The 18,576-nt window shown below is 40.7% G+C and carries 15 protein-coding genes and 2 pseudogenes; 8 read left to right on the forward strand and 9 right to left on the reverse strand.

What is annotated here, in order from left to right:
- Positions 1-186: 186 nt before the first annotated feature.
- The 4 genes from ACFX4X_RS15860 to ACFX4X_RS15875 all read right to left on the reverse strand — a co-directional run bounded on the left by ACFX4X_RS15860 (position 187) and on the right by ACFX4X_RS15875 (position 4,837).
- Positions 187-1,941: an FTR1 family iron permease gene (locus ACFX4X_RS15860; RefSeq protein WP_377384718.1), complete on the reverse strand. Its 1,755-nt coding sequence runs from the start codon at positions 1,939-1,941 to the stop codon at positions 187-189.
- An 87-nt stretch (positions 1,942-2,028) separates the two neighbouring features.
- Positions 2,029-3,315, reverse strand: coding sequence for an iron uptake transporter deferrochelatase/peroxidase subunit (gene efeB, locus ACFX4X_RS15865; RefSeq protein WP_377384720.1), 1,287 nt, complete (start codon positions 3,313-3,315; stop codon positions 2,029-2,031).
- Complete coding sequence (gene efeO, locus ACFX4X_RS15870) at positions 3,316-4,167, reverse strand: iron uptake system protein EfeO (protein ID WP_125162462.1); 852 nt, start codon at positions 4,165-4,167, stop codon at positions 3,316-3,318.
- A 196-nt stretch (positions 4,168-4,363) separates the two neighbouring features.
- Positions 4,364-4,837 carry a MarR family transcriptional regulator gene (locus ACFX4X_RS15875; RefSeq protein WP_061461159.1) on the reverse strand — a complete coding sequence of 158 codons (474 nt, stop codon included), beginning with the start codon at positions 4,835-4,837 and terminating at the stop codon, positions 4,364-4,366.
- 129 nt (positions 4,838-4,966) lie between these two features.
- On the opposite strand from ACFX4X_RS15875, the gene ACFX4X_RS15880 reads away from it, so the two are divergent.
- Both ACFX4X_RS15880 and ACFX4X_RS15885 read left to right on the forward strand, forming a co-directional pair.
- Entirely contained in the window at positions 4,967-6,481 is a 1,515-nt protein-coding gene (locus ACFX4X_RS15880; protein WP_089363928.1) for an MDR family MFS transporter, read from the forward strand.
- A gap of 127 nt (positions 6,482-6,608) precedes the next feature.
- A complete protein-coding gene (locus tag ACFX4X_RS15885) occupies positions 6,609-7,310 on the forward strand; it encodes an SGNH/GDSL hydrolase family protein (protein WP_377384723.1) in 702 nt (233 codons plus the stop codon).
- 45 nt (positions 7,311-7,355) lie between these two features.
- Here the strand turns inward: ACFX4X_RS15885 and def are convergent, their stop codons facing one another.
- Positions 7,356-7,934, reverse strand: coding sequence for a peptide deformylase (def, locus tag ACFX4X_RS15890; RefSeq protein ID WP_089363926.1), 579 nt, complete (start codon positions 7,932-7,934; stop codon positions 7,356-7,358).
- A 255-nt stretch (positions 7,935-8,189) separates the two neighbouring features.
- Here def and ACFX4X_RS15895 point away from each other — a divergent pair, with 255 nt between their 5' ends.
- Entirely contained in the window at positions 8,190-9,923 is a 1,734-nt protein-coding gene (locus ACFX4X_RS15895; RefSeq protein WP_377384725.1) for an AAA family ATPase, read from the forward strand.
- A 230-nt stretch (positions 9,924-10,153) separates the two neighbouring features.
- On the opposite strand, the gene nagE is transcribed toward ACFX4X_RS15895, so the two are convergent.
- Positions 10,154-12,064 carry an N-acetylglucosamine-specific PTS transporter subunit IIBC gene (gene nagE, locus ACFX4X_RS15900; RefSeq protein ID WP_377384727.1) on the reverse strand — a complete coding sequence of 637 codons (1,911 nt, stop codon included), beginning with the start codon at positions 12,062-12,064 and terminating at the stop codon, positions 10,154-10,156.
- A gap of 303 nt (positions 12,065-12,367) precedes the next feature.
- Here nagE and nagA point away from each other — a divergent pair, with 303 nt between their 5' ends.
- From nagA to ACFX4X_RS15920, 4 genes are all read left to right on the forward strand, one after another.
- Positions 12,368-13,546, forward strand: coding sequence for an N-acetylglucosamine-6-phosphate deacetylase (nagA, locus tag ACFX4X_RS15905; RefSeq protein WP_377384729.1), 1,179 nt, complete (start codon positions 12,368-12,370; stop codon positions 13,544-13,546).
- Complete coding sequence (nagB, locus tag ACFX4X_RS15910; RefSeq protein WP_377384731.1) at positions 13,546-14,280, forward strand: glucosamine-6-phosphate deaminase; 735 nt, start codon at positions 13,546-13,548, stop codon at positions 14,278-14,280. Before nagA ends, nagB begins: the two co-directional genes overlap by 1 nt.
- Positions 14,281-14,295: 15 nt before the next feature.
- Entirely contained in the window at positions 14,296-15,018 is a 723-nt protein-coding gene (locus ACFX4X_RS15915) for a GntR family transcriptional regulator (protein WP_377384733.1), read from the forward strand.
- 80 nt (positions 15,019-15,098) lie between these two features.
- Positions 15,099-15,821 carry an SIS domain-containing protein gene (locus ACFX4X_RS15920; RefSeq protein WP_377384735.1) on the forward strand — a complete coding sequence of 241 codons (723 nt, stop codon included), beginning with the start codon at positions 15,099-15,101 and terminating at the stop codon, positions 15,819-15,821.
- An 84-nt stretch (positions 15,822-15,905) separates the two neighbouring features.
- Here the strand turns inward: ACFX4X_RS15920 and ACFX4X_RS15925 are convergent.
- Positions 15,906-16,095 (reverse strand): annotated as a pseudogene (locus tag ACFX4X_RS15925) (hypothetical protein); the annotation flags it as partial.
- A 236-nt stretch (positions 16,096-16,331) separates the two neighbouring features.
- On the opposite strand from ACFX4X_RS15925, the gene ACFX4X_RS15930 reads away from it, so the two are divergent.
- Positions 16,332-16,856: a YtxH domain-containing protein gene (locus ACFX4X_RS15930; protein WP_377384737.1), complete on the forward strand. Its 525-nt coding sequence runs from the start codon at positions 16,332-16,334 to the stop codon at positions 16,854-16,856.
- Positions 16,857-16,953: 97 nt separating this feature from the next.
- Here the strand turns inward: ACFX4X_RS15930 and ACFX4X_RS15935 are convergent.
- Positions 16,954-17,258, reverse strand: a pseudogene (locus ACFX4X_RS15935) (IS3 family transposase); the annotation flags it as partial.
- A gap of 239 nt (positions 17,259-17,497) precedes the next feature.
- Positions 17,498-18,394 carry a foldase protein PrsA gene (locus ACFX4X_RS15940; protein ID WP_377384739.1) on the reverse strand — a complete coding sequence of 299 codons (897 nt, stop codon included), beginning with the start codon at positions 18,392-18,394 and terminating at the stop codon, positions 17,498-17,500.
- Positions 18,395-18,576 lie beyond the last annotated feature (182 nt).

The raw sequence follows: 18,576 nt of genomic DNA on the forward strand, positions 1-18,576 counted from the left end.
GGAAAAGCGCGTCTAGGGGAGACCCCGCAGGCGAAAGCCGAGGAGGCTCCCCGACCGCCCGCGGAAAGCGAGTGCCTTACGTTCCAATCAACGTCCAAATTGTACAACTCATAAAAAATAGACAAACTCGATTTTCATCGAGTTTGTCTACAGTCTGTGGGACTGACATACGTCAGTCCCATTTTTTTATTCAGTTGCATGTAAAGAATTACTCCTTTTAACCCAATAGGTCGCCAATACGATTAAAAGAATTAAAACAGCTTGCGGCACCAGCGTTTCCATTGTTGGATAGAGACCTATCCATTCTACAAATGGGAAGGAACTGATCGTATTTGTCTGTATCACTTGCGAAACCTGAAGCGAATGGATAGAGACCCCAAGAATCTTGAAAGCCAAGGCATATATGAGTATCGTTGCGACTTTAAAGAATAGGGTCATCGGTAATTTCACACTGTAGCGTAACATGATGAATCCAATTACCACTAATATGAGGAAGGCAAGGAAAATCCCGCTCATCAGCTGCTTTAATTCCATATATGGAGCCATTCCAGCATAAAAGATAATGGTCTCCGCACCTTCACGGAATATGGATAGAAAACTGATTAAAGCAAAAGAGATGATGCTTCCCGTTGCAATGGCTTGGTTCATTTGCTTGCTGATATAACGGTTCCATGCATGGACATTCGATTTACTATGAAGCCACAGACCAATTGTCAACATCATCAATACAGCTATTATCCCAGTGATTCCCTCAATATATTCCCGGCTCGACGCAGCCGTGACCTGAGAGAAAACGATATTGATTATGACCGCCAATATGGAACTGGCAACTAAACCTGCACCTACCCCTGTCCAAATCCACTTTTGTTTGTCCGCTTGCCCTATTTTCTTTAGGAAAGACAATAATGTAGCCACAATCAAGAGTGCTTCCAATCCTTCCCGTAAAAGAATCAGAGCGGCATCCCATGTTGTATAACTCGTATCATCAATCAAAGGGAGTAACCTTGAGTTTAAATCGGATACGATTCCCTTCGCTTCCTCAGCCTTTACCTTTTTCGATTGCAATAGGCTGATTGCGGTAGGGACTTTCGTTTCCATATCGCTGTAAAGCTTGCTGTCCCTTGTGGAGACCTCCCCTTCGACATTAGGCCAAATTGTTAAAATTTCATTTAACTGATCAACGGCAGAATCGATGTCATCCTTTTCAATATCCGTTGCACTACTTTGTAAGAGTTTCGTTACATCCCCAAGTGAATAGGTCTTCTTCTGGCTTCCTTCTTCAACTTTACCAGCAAGGAAATCCTCCATTAAACCCTTCAATTCAATTAGATTCTTTTTGGCTTTTTCCGAATCTGGGGGATCTTGTGTAATCGCTATTCGTACAAAGGCCATACTTGTTTCAATTTCACCATATGTAGCTACACTTTTCTCCCTGACAACGACCTCTGCGTCGGTCCATTGATTCAGCAGGTTCGTATATTGAACTTTAGCTTTATCAAAGTCACCTTTAGTTACCGTTGCGTCCAACTCATCTATTAAAGGAATTATCGCTTGTAACCTTTCTTTATAGTCCGTCTTGTCAACTGGGTTTTCATTAGTATCATATGTAACAAGAGTACTTGATAAAGCCGATAGCCGCTTTTTGATTTCATCTGTTGAGGCTTGTTCTCTCAAAGCACTTTTTACAGCGGATAGTTGCTCGTCGACTTTCACCGCACTTTCACTGTCCGTTTTTATCGTTTTCCATTCTTTCTCGAATAGATCAATATTTTTCGATACTTCCTTAAGGTCCCCGGATTTTACCTTCATTAAACTATCGCCAATATAAACAAAAAGCTGATCATGGTTTTCACCCGCCGAAACGATCCTTACAGCAGATGAAAGAAATAAAAGACTGACTATTAGAACCAATATCCCACTCTTCCATTTAGAAACGGTCATACCGTTCCCTCCTTTTTCATGAACTAAAATCGCCAACCCGGATAATATCCATGCTGGCGATTTTCACGTCCTCATTTGTAATTCAATTTATCCAAAAAGGGAATCCCCAATATAGCCACCCTTTTTCACACCTGGTAAACAGGCAAACATGGCACTGCCCTTGTGAACGATATATTCGTTGAGCTTATCATTTTTCGCTAGTCGCTCCTGTATGGGAATAAATTGTTTACTTGGGTTTCGCTGAAAACAAATGAATAGCAGGCCCGCATTGAAGCTTCCTGTTTTAGGATCCATTCCATCTGCATATGAATAAGGACGTCGCAGTATCTTTGCTTTTCCGTCCCCCCTAGATAGACTCATATGCGAATCTTTGGGAATGATCCGATTTCCATTTGGGTCTTTAGCTTCCAGGTCAGCGCTATCAAACTCATTCTTCATTCCTAGTGGAGCTCCACTGTCCCGATGTCGGCCAAACGTATTTTCTTGTTCTTTCAATATTGTGCGGTCCCAAACTTCAATGTACATCTGGATTCGGCGCACCACCATATAACTGCCTCCAATAAGCCAGTCAGGCCCATCATCAGCCTTTACCCAAACATGCTCATTCATTTCACTGTTATTATTCTTATCCGGATTGGCAGTCCCGTCCTTAAACCCAAATAAGTTTCGCGGTGTCGTTTTTTGTGAATCGGCTTGCTTAGTCCGTTGAAAACCTGTCTGTGCCCAATGAATGATTGTTTTCCCTCTCCCGATTCTCACTAAATTCCGAACAGCGTGAAAAGCCACTTGAAGATCATCTGCACATGCTTGAATACAAATATCCCCACCGCTCCATTCTTCTTCTAATGCATCTAAAGGGAATTTGGGCAGGTCCTTTAATTCAGCAGGTCGTTTCGATTTCAAACCAAATCGATCTTTCCCGTCTTTCGAAAATAGGGTAGGACCCACTCCAAAAGTAATCGTTAAATTGGAAGGTGATAATTCTTTCGCTTCCCCCGTATCTTTTGGAGGCATATTTGTATTAAGAGATGCTTCACCAATTAAATCTCCTGCTGTCATCTGAGCCGCAGCCTCTGTCCAATCCTTAAACAGCTGGATTAAATCAGACCTATTATCTGTCGTTACTTCCAATGATGCAAAATAAAGGTTATCTTGCGCTTCAGTGGTGATACCAGCCTGATGCGATCCATAAAATGGGACAATATCTTTAGTTTGCCCCTTTGCCTTTTGATCAGAAAGAGTCAGCAGTCCTCCAAATCCAGATGCCCCTATCGCGACTCCGATTCCACCGACTCCTGCCGTTTTCAACATATTTCTACGACTTACTTTTTTTGTAAAAATACCAGTTTCATCTTTTGGCGTGTTTGCTTTCAATTATGATTCCTCCGTTACAATCCCTATTTGCGAAAGTGGTTCAGCTAATGCATCAATTGCTTGGCTCAACTCTTTGACTTCAGATTCCTTTAAATCCGTATATGAGATGTAGCCATTTCCTTCTTTATGCTTTTCAAGCAAGCCGTATACATCGTCAAAACGTTTTTGGATTTCCGCAGCAAGCTTCGGATCCTTTTCTTTCAGCGCTGGCGTAAGCAGTTCATAGATCTTTTCTGCACCTTCTACATTTGCAACGAAATCATATAAATCCGTATGAGAGTATCGGTCCTCTTCTCCTGTAACTTTACTGGTAGAAACTTCATTCAATAAATCCACTGCACCCGTGATTAACAAATCAGGTGTGACCTCAACCGTTTCAACTTTGGCACGAAGCAAATTGACATCACTCATTAATTGATCTGCATACTTTTCGTACCCCTTGGTTGTGTTTTCTTCCCATAACCCCATTTCAATCCGGTGGTAACCGCCCCATTCTGAATCTTTGACGTCCCCTTTACGCGCGTCAATTTTCGGATCAAGATCTCCAAATACTTCTGCGATTGGTTCCGCTCTCTCATAATGCATGCGGGCTGGTGCGTATGCTTCCTTCGCTTTTTCAATATCTCCGGAAGATACCGCCGTAGTAAATTCTTCCGTTGCGTTTACGAACTCTTCTATTTCACCAATTGCATATTCCCTGTACGCGGTAGATACATCATCAAGCTTACTCGCACTCGCACTTGCTTCTTTGGCGTTATCATCTGCTGGCTTAGTTTCTTCCTTTTTCTGCGTACAGCCAAATAATAGACTGGTTGATAGTAAGACTGCTAATGTCGCCTTCGCTTTCTTCATATTGTATTCTCCCTTAGAAATGATTTGTAGATTCATATTATCAGATAATGAAAATCATTATCAATATATATTTTAATGAAAATGCGACATTTTTCATTCTCTTCGAAAAAATTCACACACTTTACCTTTTCCCTTCCGTATATAAAAAGCTTACAGCGGCTAAAAATAAAAAAAGGCAGTGTTCTTTCAGCTACCTCTAACGCTCACTCATTAACTTGTCATTTTCTTTGTCCATGATTTTTGTGATGTCCTCAACAAATTGATTGATAAATATTAGCTCTTGCTCATTATAAGCGGAACATAAATCTTTGGTGGCCATAGAGAGTGATTGATAGTGTGATTTAATCTGTTCCTGTCTTTCGGATATCGGTGCAATCATTACCCGTCTTCCGTCCATATGATCTCGTTCTCTTTTAACATAACCGGATTTCTCAAGGCGATTGATCAGTGCCGTAACCGAACCCGTACTCAATCCTGTAATTTTGGATAGTTCTCCAGCGGTTATTGGTCCTGTTTCATTCAATATTTCAGCACTCTTTAGATCCGTATGGGACACCCCTATTTTCTGAGCCATGTTTTGTTGAAATAAAACGGATCTCATTCCATACCTTTGCAAACTGTGTGTTAAACTCTCTAACAGAGCTGCATTCACCCCATAATCGCTTGACATAAAATGCCACCCCTTTTACACTTGAATTTATCTTGATTTTCAAGATAAATGTTTTGTTTCATCTTAACGTTTACCCTTCAACCATGTAAAGGAAATTCATGAGCTGGTTGATGCGAAGGAGGAAAATAAATGAACGATCAAAAAAAACAAAGATTCATTGTTGCCGGTTTATTATTGGGTATCTTGATGTCAGCAATGGATAATACGATTGTTGCGACTGCAATGGGAACGATCGTTTCCGATTTAGGCGGGTTCGATAAGTTTGTATGGGTGACATCTGCCTATATGGTCGCCACGATGGCAAGTATGCCGATTTTCGGTAAGCTTTCCGATATGTATGGAAGAAAAAGGTTTTTCATTTTTGGACTCATAGTCTTTTTAATCGGTTCCGCTTTATGCGGTATGGCCCAGAGCATAGTACAGTTAAGTATCTTCCGTGCCATCCAAGGTATAGGCGGAGGAGCTTTGATGCCAATCGCCTTTACGATCATTTTCGATATATTCCCACCTGAGAAACGAGGAAAATTGACAGGGCTTTTTGGTGCTGTATTTGGGGCCTCCAGCGTATTGGGACCACTTTTAGGTGCATATATTACCGAATATTCCAGCTGGCACTGGATTTTCTACGTCAATGTTCCGATTGGAATCATCTCTTTATTTTTTATCTGGAAATATTACAAGGAGTCAGCCAACACCCAAGAGCAAAAAATTGATTGGGGTGGCGCAGCAACTCTCGTCATTGCCGTTATCAGCTTAATGTTCGCTCTCGAACTGGGCGGAGAGTATGGCTGGGGTTCATCTCCTATCATAGGTCTGTTTGCTAGCTTTGTGGTTTTCTTCATTTCTTTTTTCTTTTTCGAAAAAAGGGCAAAGGATCCAATCATCTCATTATGGCTGTTTAAAAGGCGATTATTTGCCACTTCTCAAATTTTAGCCATTCTTTATGGCGGTACATTCATTATTTTAACCGTTTATATCCCGATTTTCGTCCAAGCGGTTTACGGTGGTTCCGCAACAAATGCCGGATTGATCCTCACCCCTATGATGCTCGGTTCGGTATTCGGCAGTGCAATTGGCGGGATATTCAATACAAAGACAAGCTTTCGCAACTTAATGACGATTTCCGTCATCTGCTATTTTTCGGGGATGCTTTTATTAGGGACCATTACTCCTGATACCAGCAGGACTTTATTAACTTTATACATGATTCTGACTGGGTTTGGCATGGGCTTTTCCTTCTCCCTTTTGCCTATTGCCTCCATTCACAATTTGGAACCAAGATTCCGGGGGTCGGCCAACTCAACAAACTCATTCCTCCGTTCTTTTGGGATGACACTCGGTGTAACGATTTATGGGGCGATTCAGAACAATGTGTTCACAAGTAAAATGGCGGATGCATTTAAAGGAATGCAAGAAAGCCCGGATACAGCCGGATTAATCAAGGACCCACGTCAACTCTTCCAATCGGACGCACGTGCCGAGATTCCGGACTTTGTCCTGGATAAAATCGTTCATGCGATGTCCGATTCGATTTCACTAATATTTACCTTGGCCCTCATTCCGATTGGTCTTGCAGCAATCACTGTGTTCTTTATGGGAAAAACAAGAGTGGAAACAACTTCAAATGAGGAATCATTAAAATAATAAAAGCGCTGGACTTCCAGCGCTTTTTATTTATTTTCATTCCTTCTATTTAGGAGGTGAAAATTGCCGAAAAATCAGTCTACTACTAAAATATAAAGTAACACATTCACATACCGAGGTGAGAAGTTTGAAGATTGTATGTTTTGGTGACAGTTTAACCAGAGGCATTTCTTATGTTAAGGGACGGCTTCGCATTATTAAAGAAAATTATCCGAACTCTTTAACTAAGCTTACAGAATCATTGCCATTCGTGGAAGTTTTGAATAAAGGGGTTTTCAATGACAACTCCGACCTGTTGGTTGGCCGGATCGAGAAAGACGTGATGTCGGAAAATCCCGATATCGTATTAATAGAGGTCGGTGGAAACGACTGTAACTTCCATTGGGATGAAGTAGCCAAGAATCCAGAAGGTAACCATGAGCCCATCGTTCCAATCGAACGTTATCTGGAAAATATCACACAACTTGTCAAGCAGGTTCAGGACAAGCATGTAACACCTTTCCTTTTAACTCTCCCACCTTTGGACCCTGCCAGGTATTACAGATCTATAGCTGATAAATTCGGGCATTCAATCGGGCATTTCGTTTCCCATGTCGGAGGTATTGAACATTGGCATGGGATGTATAATCGCCAATTGAAAAACCTTGCCGAAGAACTTAAGGTGCCTTTGATTGATGTCCGTTCCCATATTAAATCCTCCGGCGACTTGGGTCTCTTGATTAGTGATGATGGCATCCACCTCACTTCCGAAGGGTATCAGCAAATGAGCATGGCCATATTCTATGATTTGCAAAAGCATATGGCAGTAGAAATAAATCCTCGGCATTAAAACAGAAAAAAGGCAAAGCATGGCGCTTTGCCTTTTTTTCTGTTTTTATAGACTTTTCACTTCCACGTTTTCCGGAAGCTTGAAAGGGTTCTCGGTATTGATCCGGTCATAAAACATCATCCCGTTCAAATGATCTAGCTCATGTTGAAAAACGATTGCAGCAAAGCCCTTCAGCCGCATCTCTATTTCCTCACCATTACCATCCACCGCTTTAATTTTAACCCGTTCATAACGCGGTACATATCCTTTAACATCACGATCGACAGAAAGGCAGCCCTCACTTTGCGGTAAATAGATCATTGTGGCAGAATGACTGATAATTTTCGGATTCACAAGGGCATATTCAAACAGCTTCCCCTTTTCGTCTGGAAAATACATGACGAACATGCGTTTATTCAAGCCTATCTGATTTGCAGACAACCCAACGCCTTCACGCAAGTTGTACTTCTTTTGGAGTTTTGGGTCCTGGCTATTTTTAAGGTATTGCATCATGCATTCCAACGTTTCACGATCTTCATCCGAAATCGGCAGGCTAACTTCATCCGTTACCTGACGCAGAATTGGATCTCCTTCTCTAACGATATCCTTCATCGTAATCATATAGTCTTTTATAAATTTACTCATAGAACTTCACACTCTTCTACCATTTTATTTTTTCATGACTTAGACCATTTCACTTTAGCATTTCGCATTTAAAAAGTCTAATATGCAGGTTAGAATAAATATCCCTAAATTCTGGACTCCATTACTAAAATTTTCAATATTAAATTTCATTTCCTTACTCTAACATTATTTACCTCAACTTTAGGGTACAAAGACCTATGTATTAAACGTTTAAAAATTCTATACTGAATATATATTCTTAAAGGAGATGAAAAATTGAATTCGAACTCTAAATTAGTTTCGAAGTTGCTGCCGTTCTTGACGGCTTTCATTGTGATAATTGCTGGAATCAGTTGGTATGTTGTTACACAGTCAAAGGATACGGTCATTCCTTTTTCTTCTGTAGAAAAGACGATTAAAGCTCAAAATGGAGCCCCTGTCACCATTGAAGAAAAAAAGAATGGCACTCTTCACATCTCCACACCAGATGGAGAATACGTTTCTAGTATTCCTCCCAACAGTCAAATGATCAATAAACTTGTCGAAACATATAACGTTCAATATTCTTTTTCATCAACAAATAAATCAGCAATATGGATTCTAGGCGGATTGTTGGCGGCTCTCGTCACAACCGGTGTCATTATACAGAAAAGATCAAAAGGTGGATTACGGATCGGCAGCAAGAAACAAAGCCTTTCCACCCCTAAGCCTCTACCAGAGATAACCATGGATGATGTAGGCGGTTTGCAAACCGAAATCAAACAGGAAATCCTACAGACGCTCACTACACTAAAAGAACCTGAACGTTCAGCAAAGATTGGAATTAAGCCGCCTCAAGGCATTTTATTATACGGACCCCCTGGGACGGGGAAAACGCTGCTTGCCCAGGCAATCGCAAAAGAGCTTGGTTCAAACTTCTTCTCTACGAGCGGTTCGGCCTTCAACGAAATGTTTGTTGGAGTCGGTGCAGCCCGTGTCCGCAGTCTTTTCCAAAATGCACGTAAGCAATCTCCAGCTGTCATTTTCATCGATGAAGTGGATGCGTTGGCCGGCAAAAGGAAAGCTCATGGCGGGGAAGAAGGCGAAAAAACGTTAACTGAACTGCTTGTGCAATTGGATGGTGGCCATCCAAATGAAGGCATTTTATTCATCGCAGCGACCAACCGGAAAGATATGCTCGACGAGGCATTTCTACGTCCGGGCAGGATCGATTTCTCTTTCCAAGTTCCACTTCCAGATACACAAGGAAGAAAGGAAATCATCGATATCCATTCGAAGGGAAAGCATTTGGCAACGGACGTCCTTGCCTCCTTGGATGAATTGGCTGAAAGTACATCCGGTTTCTCAGGTGCTGACTTAAGTGCTCTATTCGATACTGCCTCACGTCATGCACTGAGGAATGAACAGGATATGATTCGTAAACAGGATCTTGATTATGCCATTGACCGTACGATACTTGGAGCCACATCACGTACTTTGAATGATGTGGATACGAAGCGGCGTGTGGCCATTCATGAAAGTGGACATGCCCTGATTGCAGCTTTGACAAAGCCTGGTTCTGTTCGAAAGGCGACCATCATTCCGCGTGGGGAAGCCCTTGGATATGTAGCGCCGATACCAAAAGAACTACATCTAGCTACAGCAAGCGAATTGCTTGATCAAGTCAAAATGATTTTAGCGGGCGGCGTGGCGGAAAGAATGTATTTAGGGGAACACAGCATTGGTGTAGGCGGAGATGTACAGCAGGCGAAACATCTACTTGAACAAATGGTCGATACCGGAATGCTCCAAGATGGATTTACCCTCACTTTCAATAAAGGCGAGAAGGAACAAAAGATGCAGGAATTATTCACCAAAGCGATTCAGGAAACGGAAATGTTGATTGATACGAATCGCCAACAGTATGATGAGCTCGTTGATGAGTTATTGAAAAAAGAAACACTCGATGGATCAGAAGTTCAGCGTATCGTTGATGCTTCAGAAATAACAAGCGTATGCTCGAATGCTTAACACTATTTTCTGCTGAGTGTTTTTAAAACCTACTCTGTGTTTGGGGCCTGTTTGAATCGAACAGGCTCTTTTTTTTGATCACATTCGGAGGCGACCTGTAAAGCCAAGAAGTGAGGAAAGGGGAAATTAACCAGAAGGAAATTCCGTCCACTCTCTGTGAGTGGATTTCAGCATATAAAAGGGCTGTCGACATTGTCGACAGCCCTTTTTCAAGGTTTGCACCTATCATTTTATAGTTTTTTCAACTGGATGATACCTGGTGTGTTTTGTGTCTGGATCCCTGCCTTTTGCAATTTCACTGCCGTTCCTTCTGGTAAGTTAGTGAATATGATAGGAGTGACCGTAGACGGAGCATTCCGTTTTATGAAATCTAAATCAATTTCCAAAAGAGGTGTTCCTTTTGTTATCTTTTGACCTTCTTGCACAAGAGATGTAAAGCCTTCTCCATTTAATTTAACTGTATCTAAGCCAACATGGATCAGAATTTCCAGTCCATTATTCATTTTCAATCCCAATGCATGATTTGTTGGGAAGATACTAAGCACTTCCCCATCGATTGGTGATACTAGTTTCCCATTGACTGGCTCGATAGCAAAGCCATCGCCCATCATTTTCATCGCAAATACTTGATCGGGAACCTGTTCTATCGGCAAAACGGTTCCTTCAATTGGAAGGACAAAGTCATTTGCCCCCAAAGCTTGGTTTTCTTCCACTCTTTCCTCTGCCACTTGTGCAGATGGACCTGTTTTCACTTGGATTGGATCGACGCCATTCTTGACAAGTTGTTTCATCGCATTTGCCACAAATTCAACATTCGTTCCAACAATGACTTGCACACTTGATTTATTCAATTTCATTACACCACGCGCACCATGCCTTTTTAAGGCGGCTTCATTCACATTACCTGTATCGGCAACTTCTAAACGTAAGCGTGTTGCACAGTTATCAATTAGCTTTATGTTTTCTTTACCGCCAAGATCTTGAATGAAAAGCGATCCCATATCGGTATATTTATCCCCTGTTTTCACAATAGTTTCTTCTTCCACATCTTCCTCATCATCTTCCCGGCCAGGTGTTTTTAAATCCATGATCTTGATGACAAAATAGAAAATCACGAAGTAAACGACAGCGTATACTAAGCCAATCGGTATTAACCATAGTGGTTTTTGCGCAATGCCAAAGTTCAAGAAATAATCAATGGCTCCTGCGGAGAATCCAAAACCGTGATGAATATCCAATATAACAGCAAGTGCCAGAGAGACCCCGGTTAATAAGGCATGTATTACATATAACACTGGCGCGATGAACATGAACAGAAATTCAATCGGTTCAGTGATTCCTGTTAAGAACGAGGTGAAAGCTAACCCGAGCAGCATCCCCGTCACCAATTTACGTTTCTCTTTCTTAGCAGCTGCAATCATCGCTAATGCTGCAGCGGGAAGGCCGAACATCATGATTGGGAAAAAACCAGTCATGAAAGGTCCAGCAGTTGGATCACCTGCGAAGAAACGGTTTATATCACCGGTCGCCCCATTGTATTCACCAAATACGAACCATACCATACTATTCAGGACGTGATGCAAACCTACTGGAAGCAATAAGCGATTCAATACGCCAAATACGCCAGCACCTAAAGCTCCTGCACCTGTAATCCAGTCTCCAACGTTATTGATTAGATCTTGAATAGGAGGCCATACAAAACCGAATATTCCCGCAAGTAAAATCATCGCCAGAGATGTGATGATCGGAACAAATCGTTTCCCTGAAAAGAATCCAAGCCATTCAGGGAGTTTTATTTCAGAGTATCTATTATATAGGAAGGCAGCAACTATACCCGATATAATACCTCCTAATACAGCCATGTCGATATCTTTATTAATCGCTTGTGTACCATTCGTCAAAACAAAGTAACCAACAAGACCAGCTAATGCCGCAGCACCGCTCCCATCTTTGGATAATCCAATCGCTATACCTAAAGCGAACAGTATGGCAAGGTTATCAAAAATTGCTTTTCCCGAGGCAGCCATAAATGCAATATCAAGTAAATCCGGTTGCCCTAACCGAAGCAATAAAGCAGCTGCTGGTAAAACAGCAATTGGCAACATCAAAGCTTTCCCAATTTTTTGTAGAAAATTTAACATCTAACTCATCTCCCTTGTTCCTAACATCTTTTAATTCAGCAGAATGACAAGACATATAAAGCGTTTTCATTTTGTCAATAGAATAATTTTTCTTTGGCTTATACTAGCACAGAAAAGATATAGATGTCTATACCAATTCATCTGGAAATATACTATATTCTTAGAATATAAGAGAAAAACATCATCATTTACCCCTTAACTGGTCTAGACAACTATTAATAAAAACGATAAAATGAGGGCAAAATATAAGAGACCAATTCATGACTCATTCATTAAGTTTTACTTTCACAAAGGAGATTATGTATGAAAACATTCATTATTAATGATCTGATAGTTCATAGCGAAAACGAAACATACAAAAATGGGTACATTAAGGTCGTGGATGGAAAAATTGCCGAAGTTGGGCCATTAAACCAATACAAACATGACGATGATGTTAAAGTAATTACTCTTTCATCAGATTACCAGGTAATTCCCGGTGCCATCGACATTCATATCCACGGAGCATCCAATTCCGATGCAATGGATGCCACATATGAAGCATTATCCACAATGGCAGAGACTCTTCCCAAAGAAGGAACCACCAGCTTTCTGGCCACTACAATGACTCAAACTACCGAAGCCATTGAATCAGCACTACTTAATGCTGGTAAATATATTGAAAATCAATCTCAAGAACACGCTGAAATAATTGGAATCCATTTAGAAGGTCCTTTCATTTCACCGGTCCGTAAAGGAGCACAGCCTGAAGAGCATATCGTTGACCCTGATGTCACTCTATTTAAAAGGTGGCAGGAAATGGCCGAAAATCAAATCAAGCTTGTAACGCTTGCTCCTGAACAACCAAACGGATTAGATCTTGCCGCTCACTTAAAGGCAACTGGTGTCGTCGCCTCCATTGGACATTCAGATGCAACATATGACCAAATCGATGAAGCAATCCAAGCAGGGACTACCCACGTTACACATCTTTATAATGGGATGCGGGGACTCCATCACCGTGAACCTGGTGTTTTGGGAGCTGCTTATCTTCGAGACGAGCTATATGTTGAACTTATTGCTGACGGCATTCACTGCAGGCCGGAAATGATCAAGCTGGCATATAACCAAATAACCAGCGACCGTATGATCTTGATAACGGATTCGCTTCGTGCCAAATGGCTTGAAAAGGGAACCTATGATTTAGGTGGTCAGCCTGTGTATGTTAACGAAACGAAAGCAACGCTTTCAGATGGTACACTAGCCGGCAGTATATTGAAAATGAACGATGCCATCAAGAACACAATGGAATATACCGATTGTTCCATGACTGACATTATAAAAATGACTGCGGAAAACCCTGCCAAACAACTTCGGATTTTTGACAGAAAAGGAAGCATCCAGGTCGGCAAAGACGCCGATCTTGTAATATTGAATGACCGCTTGGACGTTGAAATGACGTTCTGCAGAGGAAATTTGGCTTTTAAAAAGGAGAATGTATAATGAATATCATACAAGTGCAGGACTACATGGAAATGAGCCGGACAGCCGCAGAAATATTGATCGGAAAAGTCAAAGGAAATCCTAATATCAAATTGGGCCTTGCAACAGGCGGTACCCCTAAAGGAATGTACGATAATATGATTGAAGATCACGTGCGCAATCATACTTCTTATGAACATGTAACGTCTTTTAATCTTGACGAGTATATCGGCTTAAAACCAAATGATCCAAACAGTTACCATTATTATATGAATGACTCCCTATTCACTCACATCAATATAAGTAAAGAGCGCACTCACCTGCCAAATGGCACAGCAGATGACACCAACGGAGAATGTAAACGGTATGATGAAATGATTGATTCCGTCGGAGGGATCGATCTTCAGATACTTGGCATTGGGCAAAATGGCCATATTGGTTTTAATGAACCTGGAACTTCCTTTACATCAGGTACACATGTCGTGACACTCGAAGAATCCACGCGTCAAGCGAATGCACGTTATTTCGATTCCATCGACGAAGTTCCTACACATGCCGTTACGATGGGCATTTCAACAATCATGAAAAGCAAAGAAATTCTGCTGTTGATATCTGGTGAAGAAAAAGCCGAAACCTTGAAGAAATTGATACACGGTGACATTTCAGAGGAATTCCCTGCATCTATCCTAAAAAAACATAATAATGTTACAATTATCGCAGACCAAAAAGCGTTATCCGGAGTGATAATACCCTAAAAGGAGCGAAAGTCGATGATTGATAAAAACTCACCTCTTCCGATTTATTTTCAAATCGAAGAACAAATAAAAAGACAAATAGAAAACGGTGAGTTCCAAGCGCACGATGCCCTTCCATCTGAACGCGAATATGCCGAGCAATTCGGAATTAGCCGGATGACCGTCCGGCAAGCCATAAATAATTTGGTGAATGACGGATACTTATACCGTCAAAAAGGAAGGGGAACCTTTGTCGCCGATAAGAAGTTGGAGCAGCAGCTCAATGGGTTGACCAGCTTTACAGAGGATATGAAAGCCAGGGGGTTAAATCCAAGCAGTAAGCTGCTGAGCTTTGAAATCATTCCGGCTAATAAGAAAATTGCCAGTGAATTGCACATTTCCCTTCATGCTCCCGTTTATGAAATAAAGCGCATTCGCTTGGCTGATGATGTTCCAATGGCACTCGAGACCGTGTACATGTCTGCTAATTTAATTAAAGGACTAACGGAAGAAATCATTAACCTTTCCCTTTACCAATATGTGGAGAATTACATTAAACTTAAAATAGACTATGCTTCACAAACATTGGAATCAGCGATTGCTTCTGAATTGGAAGTGACCCATTTAGCGATCCCAAAGGACTCACCCATATTATTCATTCAAAGGAATACATTTTTAATAGATGGAACCCCTCTTGAATATGTTAAATCGGCTTATCGTGCAGACAGGTATAAGTTTACTATCACTATAACCAGATAATCTTGAATATTTTTGATATACAGAAGGGCCAATCACTAGAGTCTATTAATTGCTAAAGGTAATCGGAGGGTGTCACATATATGAATTCATACTTTGAAGAAGTTCAGGCTTTGCTCAAAATTGTGGGAGAACAGGAAAAGCAATCAATTAAGGAATCTGTGGAACATATCTCGAAAGCATTGGTGTCGGATGGAATCATTCATCTATTTGGAAGCGGACATTCTCATATTTTGACGGAAGAGGTATTCTACCGGGCAGGTGGGTTAGCCGCCATTCATCCTATTTTCGTTGAAGATTTGATGCTTTTTAAGGGAGCATCTAGGTCATCGCAACTCGAAAGGCAAAATGACCTATCTGAGAAATTCATGCTTGATGAGGATATCCGTCCTGGCGATGTCTGTATTGTCATTTCATCGTCTGGTGTGAATCCCGTTCCTATCGATGTAGCTATAATCGCAAAAGAAAAGGGCGCCTTTGTCATTGGACTTACATCACCGGAGTATGCAAACAGTTGTCCTTCACGGCATAAAAAGAAGCTTTATCTCCACGATGTCGTTGATTTGGTCTTAGACAATCATATTTCCAAAGGTGACACATTGCTGAAATCAAATAATATATCCTTTGGTTCCGGATCGACCGTAATCGGGGCCGTCCTTCTCAATATGATTTTCACACAAGTCATTGAAACGATTATTGAATCAGGAGTGACCCCTCCCGTATTTCTAAGCAGTAATATCGAAGGGGCGGATGAACACAATCAAAAGATTATCGCGAAATATAAAACAAGAATCCCCAAATTGTGAATCGATATAGCCAAAATGGCATACATAAGCTTTTATGTTCCACATGATGAAATAATAAAGAAGGCATCCATTCGAATGCCTTCTTTATTTTATAGTCCCTTTTAATCCTTTTTTTTTCGAAAATGGCCACCAATTCGCGTTTCCAAACGTTGCAACCATTACTGAACAACGGCAAGATGACAAACGCGTATAAAGCAAGCCCCACCAATATTAACGTGGCAGTCTCCAAGAGTGATAAAACCCCAGCCGGCATCATCGCAGCAAAAGTTCCCCCATCTTATTGACATAGAAGTACACTTCCATATACCGATCAATCAAACCAGAAAATTTTTCATTTGTCATTGTTGCACCTCTCAAAAAGTAGCTCAATCATTAAACTATATGTAGCTTACTACTGTTTTATTTAACATATCAATCCCATAATAGTTTATTATTCCTAGTTTAACTTATGGTAAATAAGGGAAAACCAAAGTAAGCAAACAATCTACTATTCTAAGGGAGGAAATATAAATGACTCAAACAACTATCGAAACTCGAACGAATAGCAAACTGTTAAAAGGGATTCTAATTGGAGGACTTGTTGGTGGTGCGTTAACCTTGCTTGACTCCAATACAAGAAATAAAGTAAAGCGTTCAGCCGTCCTTTTAAAAGACAATTCCATGAATATGATTGAACAGGTCAAGGAGAATCCGGGCGAAATGAAGGAACAAATGGTATCAGGAGTCAAAGGCGCAACAGAGACGATTAAAGAGGCAATAGATGACGTTGAAACCTTATATGAAACCGTCAATGAAGACGTGGTGGGTAAAGTATCCGAAGTAAAGGATATCTCCACTAACGCCCTTGGTACAGCTAAGGACGCAACAAATGAATTAAAGGACATCAGCTCAAAAGTGGTCGTTGCCGGTAAACAACTGAAGGAAACACCAACACAATCATTGAAGTCAGATAATAAAAAAAGTGAAAAAGAGAGCGATGACGTCGTTACAAAATCAGGATTATCCAATCAAAAATCAATTTCATCGAACTTCTAATATATAAAAAAGCTGAGGCATTATGAAGTGTCCCTTTGTAAAGGACATTTTAAAAAAAAGCTAGGCAACTTGAAGGAGATGCTGTCTGTATTTTGCAGGCGGCATCTTTAATGGTCGACAAATAAGCACGTTTGCCGTGATGGTAAGTTAAGTAAGTGATGTCCGTTAATAATACTTTGCCTGCGACACCTTGTTTGAATGGACGCTGTAGGAGGTTTGGATAAGTACGGTGTTCGTGTGTCACTTTTGCCATTCGGCGATAAGGATTCGCTTTTCAGATCGGGCAGATCCTATTAAATTTATTCATAATGCGACGAATTCTTTTAAGTTGTAAGTGATTTGATACTGATTTTCTAACGTCATTTTAATTTGACACGCACCTTTTTTTCTTCGACGAAAATGATCTGTGTACGTGATGGCCTTGTCACTAACAGCTTGAACATGAGGATTACATTTTAGTTGTGCTTGTTCTTTCTCCGCAAATAATCGTTTGGTCATCTTAGTTCACTCCGACGTGTTTTTTCTTATCATAAACAAAAGTACCCTACAGGATAGACTTTTTTCAAAGTGTCTATTCTATAGGGTACATTTTATTACGCCCCAGCTTTTTGTTGTTCCATATATCATTTCACTTGATAACCTTATTCAGAACCCTCTATTTTATTCGTAATCTCATGATCTTTTTTCACTTCAGCTAACCAAGCTGGATATTCCTCTTGTAATCTTTCAGAAAGAAGCGTTTCCTTGATTTCCTCTTTACTGTCTTCTAAATTAGCTTTTTTTGCTTCCTTTTTACCGGTTACTTTTATGATGTGATAACCATAATCGGATTTGACTGGATCACTGACTTTGCCTATATCAAGATCAAAGGCAACATCTTCAAACTCATCCACCATATTCCCTTTCCCAAAGTATCCTAAGCTTCCACCGTTATCCGCCGTTTCTGTATCAGTGGAATATTCAGCTGCCAATTTAGCGAAATCACCGCCCTCTGCAATTTCCTTCTCAACCTTTTTAGCCGTTTTTTCGTCTTCGACTAAAATGTGACTGGCTTCCACTTGTTCAGCTTGTGCAAATGTATCTTTATTATCTTCAAAATACGTACTGATTTCATCGTCTGTAACGGTAATTCTCGGTTCGATCAGTTTTTTCGTTTGCAGATAAACCACGATATCATTTTTCAAGGCTTCCATGGACGAACCGCTTGCTTCCAATTGCTCTTTTAACGACTTTTCATCGCCATAGGACTCAGCCATGGTATCTATTTCTTTTTGGATTTCTTCATCCTTAATTTTAATTCCTTCTTTTTCCGCTTCCAATTCAACCAATTTATTCGTAATTAACAGGTCTAAAGTATCTGCTCCGTACTCTGCAACAAGCGCGTCATACAGCTCATCCTTACTGATTTTCTCGCCATCGATACTTGCCATTGTCTTATTCTTTTCCGTAGACGAAATCATCGCAAATGCCATGATCCCGGCAATGATTAAAGTGCTCCCTGCCCAAACATATGCCTTCGTGCTTCTTAATAGGTTCATGAATGCTCTCCCTTAATTTTTCTATTATGATAGCTTGGAAATATTAGTTCCACCTGTGGTATTTCCCATCATTATACTAACATACTTATATCCCTACTGATATTTTAGAGCATTTTCTGGCCTACTAACATTTTACATTGCTATAAATCCATTATTACAAAGCTCTAAATTATACCGTTATA

It is taken from the genome of Peribacillus sp. YIM B13481, from assembly GCF_042787985.1.
In the GTDB taxonomy this organism is placed as follows: domain Bacteria; phylum Bacillota; class Bacilli; order Bacillales; family DSM-1321; genus Peribacillus; species Peribacillus simplex_A.

Excerpts from the sequence above, each read along its gene's own strand:
- ACFX4X_RS15860 (WP_377384718.1), bottom strand. The coding sequence starts at position 1,941 with ATGACCGTTTCTAAATGGAAGAGTGGGATATTGGTTCTAATAGTCAGT.
- efeO (WP_125162462.1), bottom strand. The coding sequence starts at position 4,167 with ATGAAGAAAGCGAAGGCGACATTAGCAGTCTTACTATCAACCAGTCTA.
- ACFX4X_RS15875 (WP_061461159.1), bottom strand. The coding sequence starts at position 4,837 with ATGTCAAGCGATTATGGGGTGAATGCAGCTCTGTTAGAGAGTTTAACA.
- ACFX4X_RS15880 (WP_089363928.1), top strand. The coding sequence starts at position 4,967 with ATGAACGATCAAAAAAAACAAAGATTCATTGTTGCCGGTTTATTATTG.
- def (WP_089363926.1), bottom strand. The coding sequence starts at position 7,934 with ATGAGTAAATTTATAAAAGACTATATGATTACGATGAAGGATATCGTT.
- nagE (WP_377384727.1), bottom strand. The coding sequence starts at position 12,064 with ATGTTAAATTTTCTACAAAAAATTGGGAAAGCTTTGATGTTGCCAATT.
- nagA (WP_377384729.1), top strand. The coding sequence starts at position 12,368 with ATGAAAACATTCATTATTAATGATCTGATAGTTCATAGCGAAAACGAA.
- nagB (WP_377384731.1), top strand. The coding sequence starts at position 13,546 with ATGAATATCATACAAGTGCAGGACTACATGGAAATGAGCCGGACAGCC.
- ACFX4X_RS15915 (WP_377384733.1), top strand. The coding sequence starts at position 14,296 with ATGATTGATAAAAACTCACCTCTTCCGATTTATTTTCAAATCGAAGAA.
- ACFX4X_RS15920 (WP_377384735.1), top strand. The coding sequence starts at position 15,099 with ATGAATTCATACTTTGAAGAAGTTCAGGCTTTGCTCAAAATTGTGGGA.
- ACFX4X_RS15930 (WP_377384737.1), top strand. The coding sequence starts at position 16,332 with ATGACTCAAACAACTATCGAAACTCGAACGAATAGCAAACTGTTAAAA.
- ACFX4X_RS15940 (WP_377384739.1), bottom strand. The coding sequence starts at position 18,394 with ATGAACCTATTAAGAAGCACGAAGGCATATGTTTGGGCAGGGAGCACT.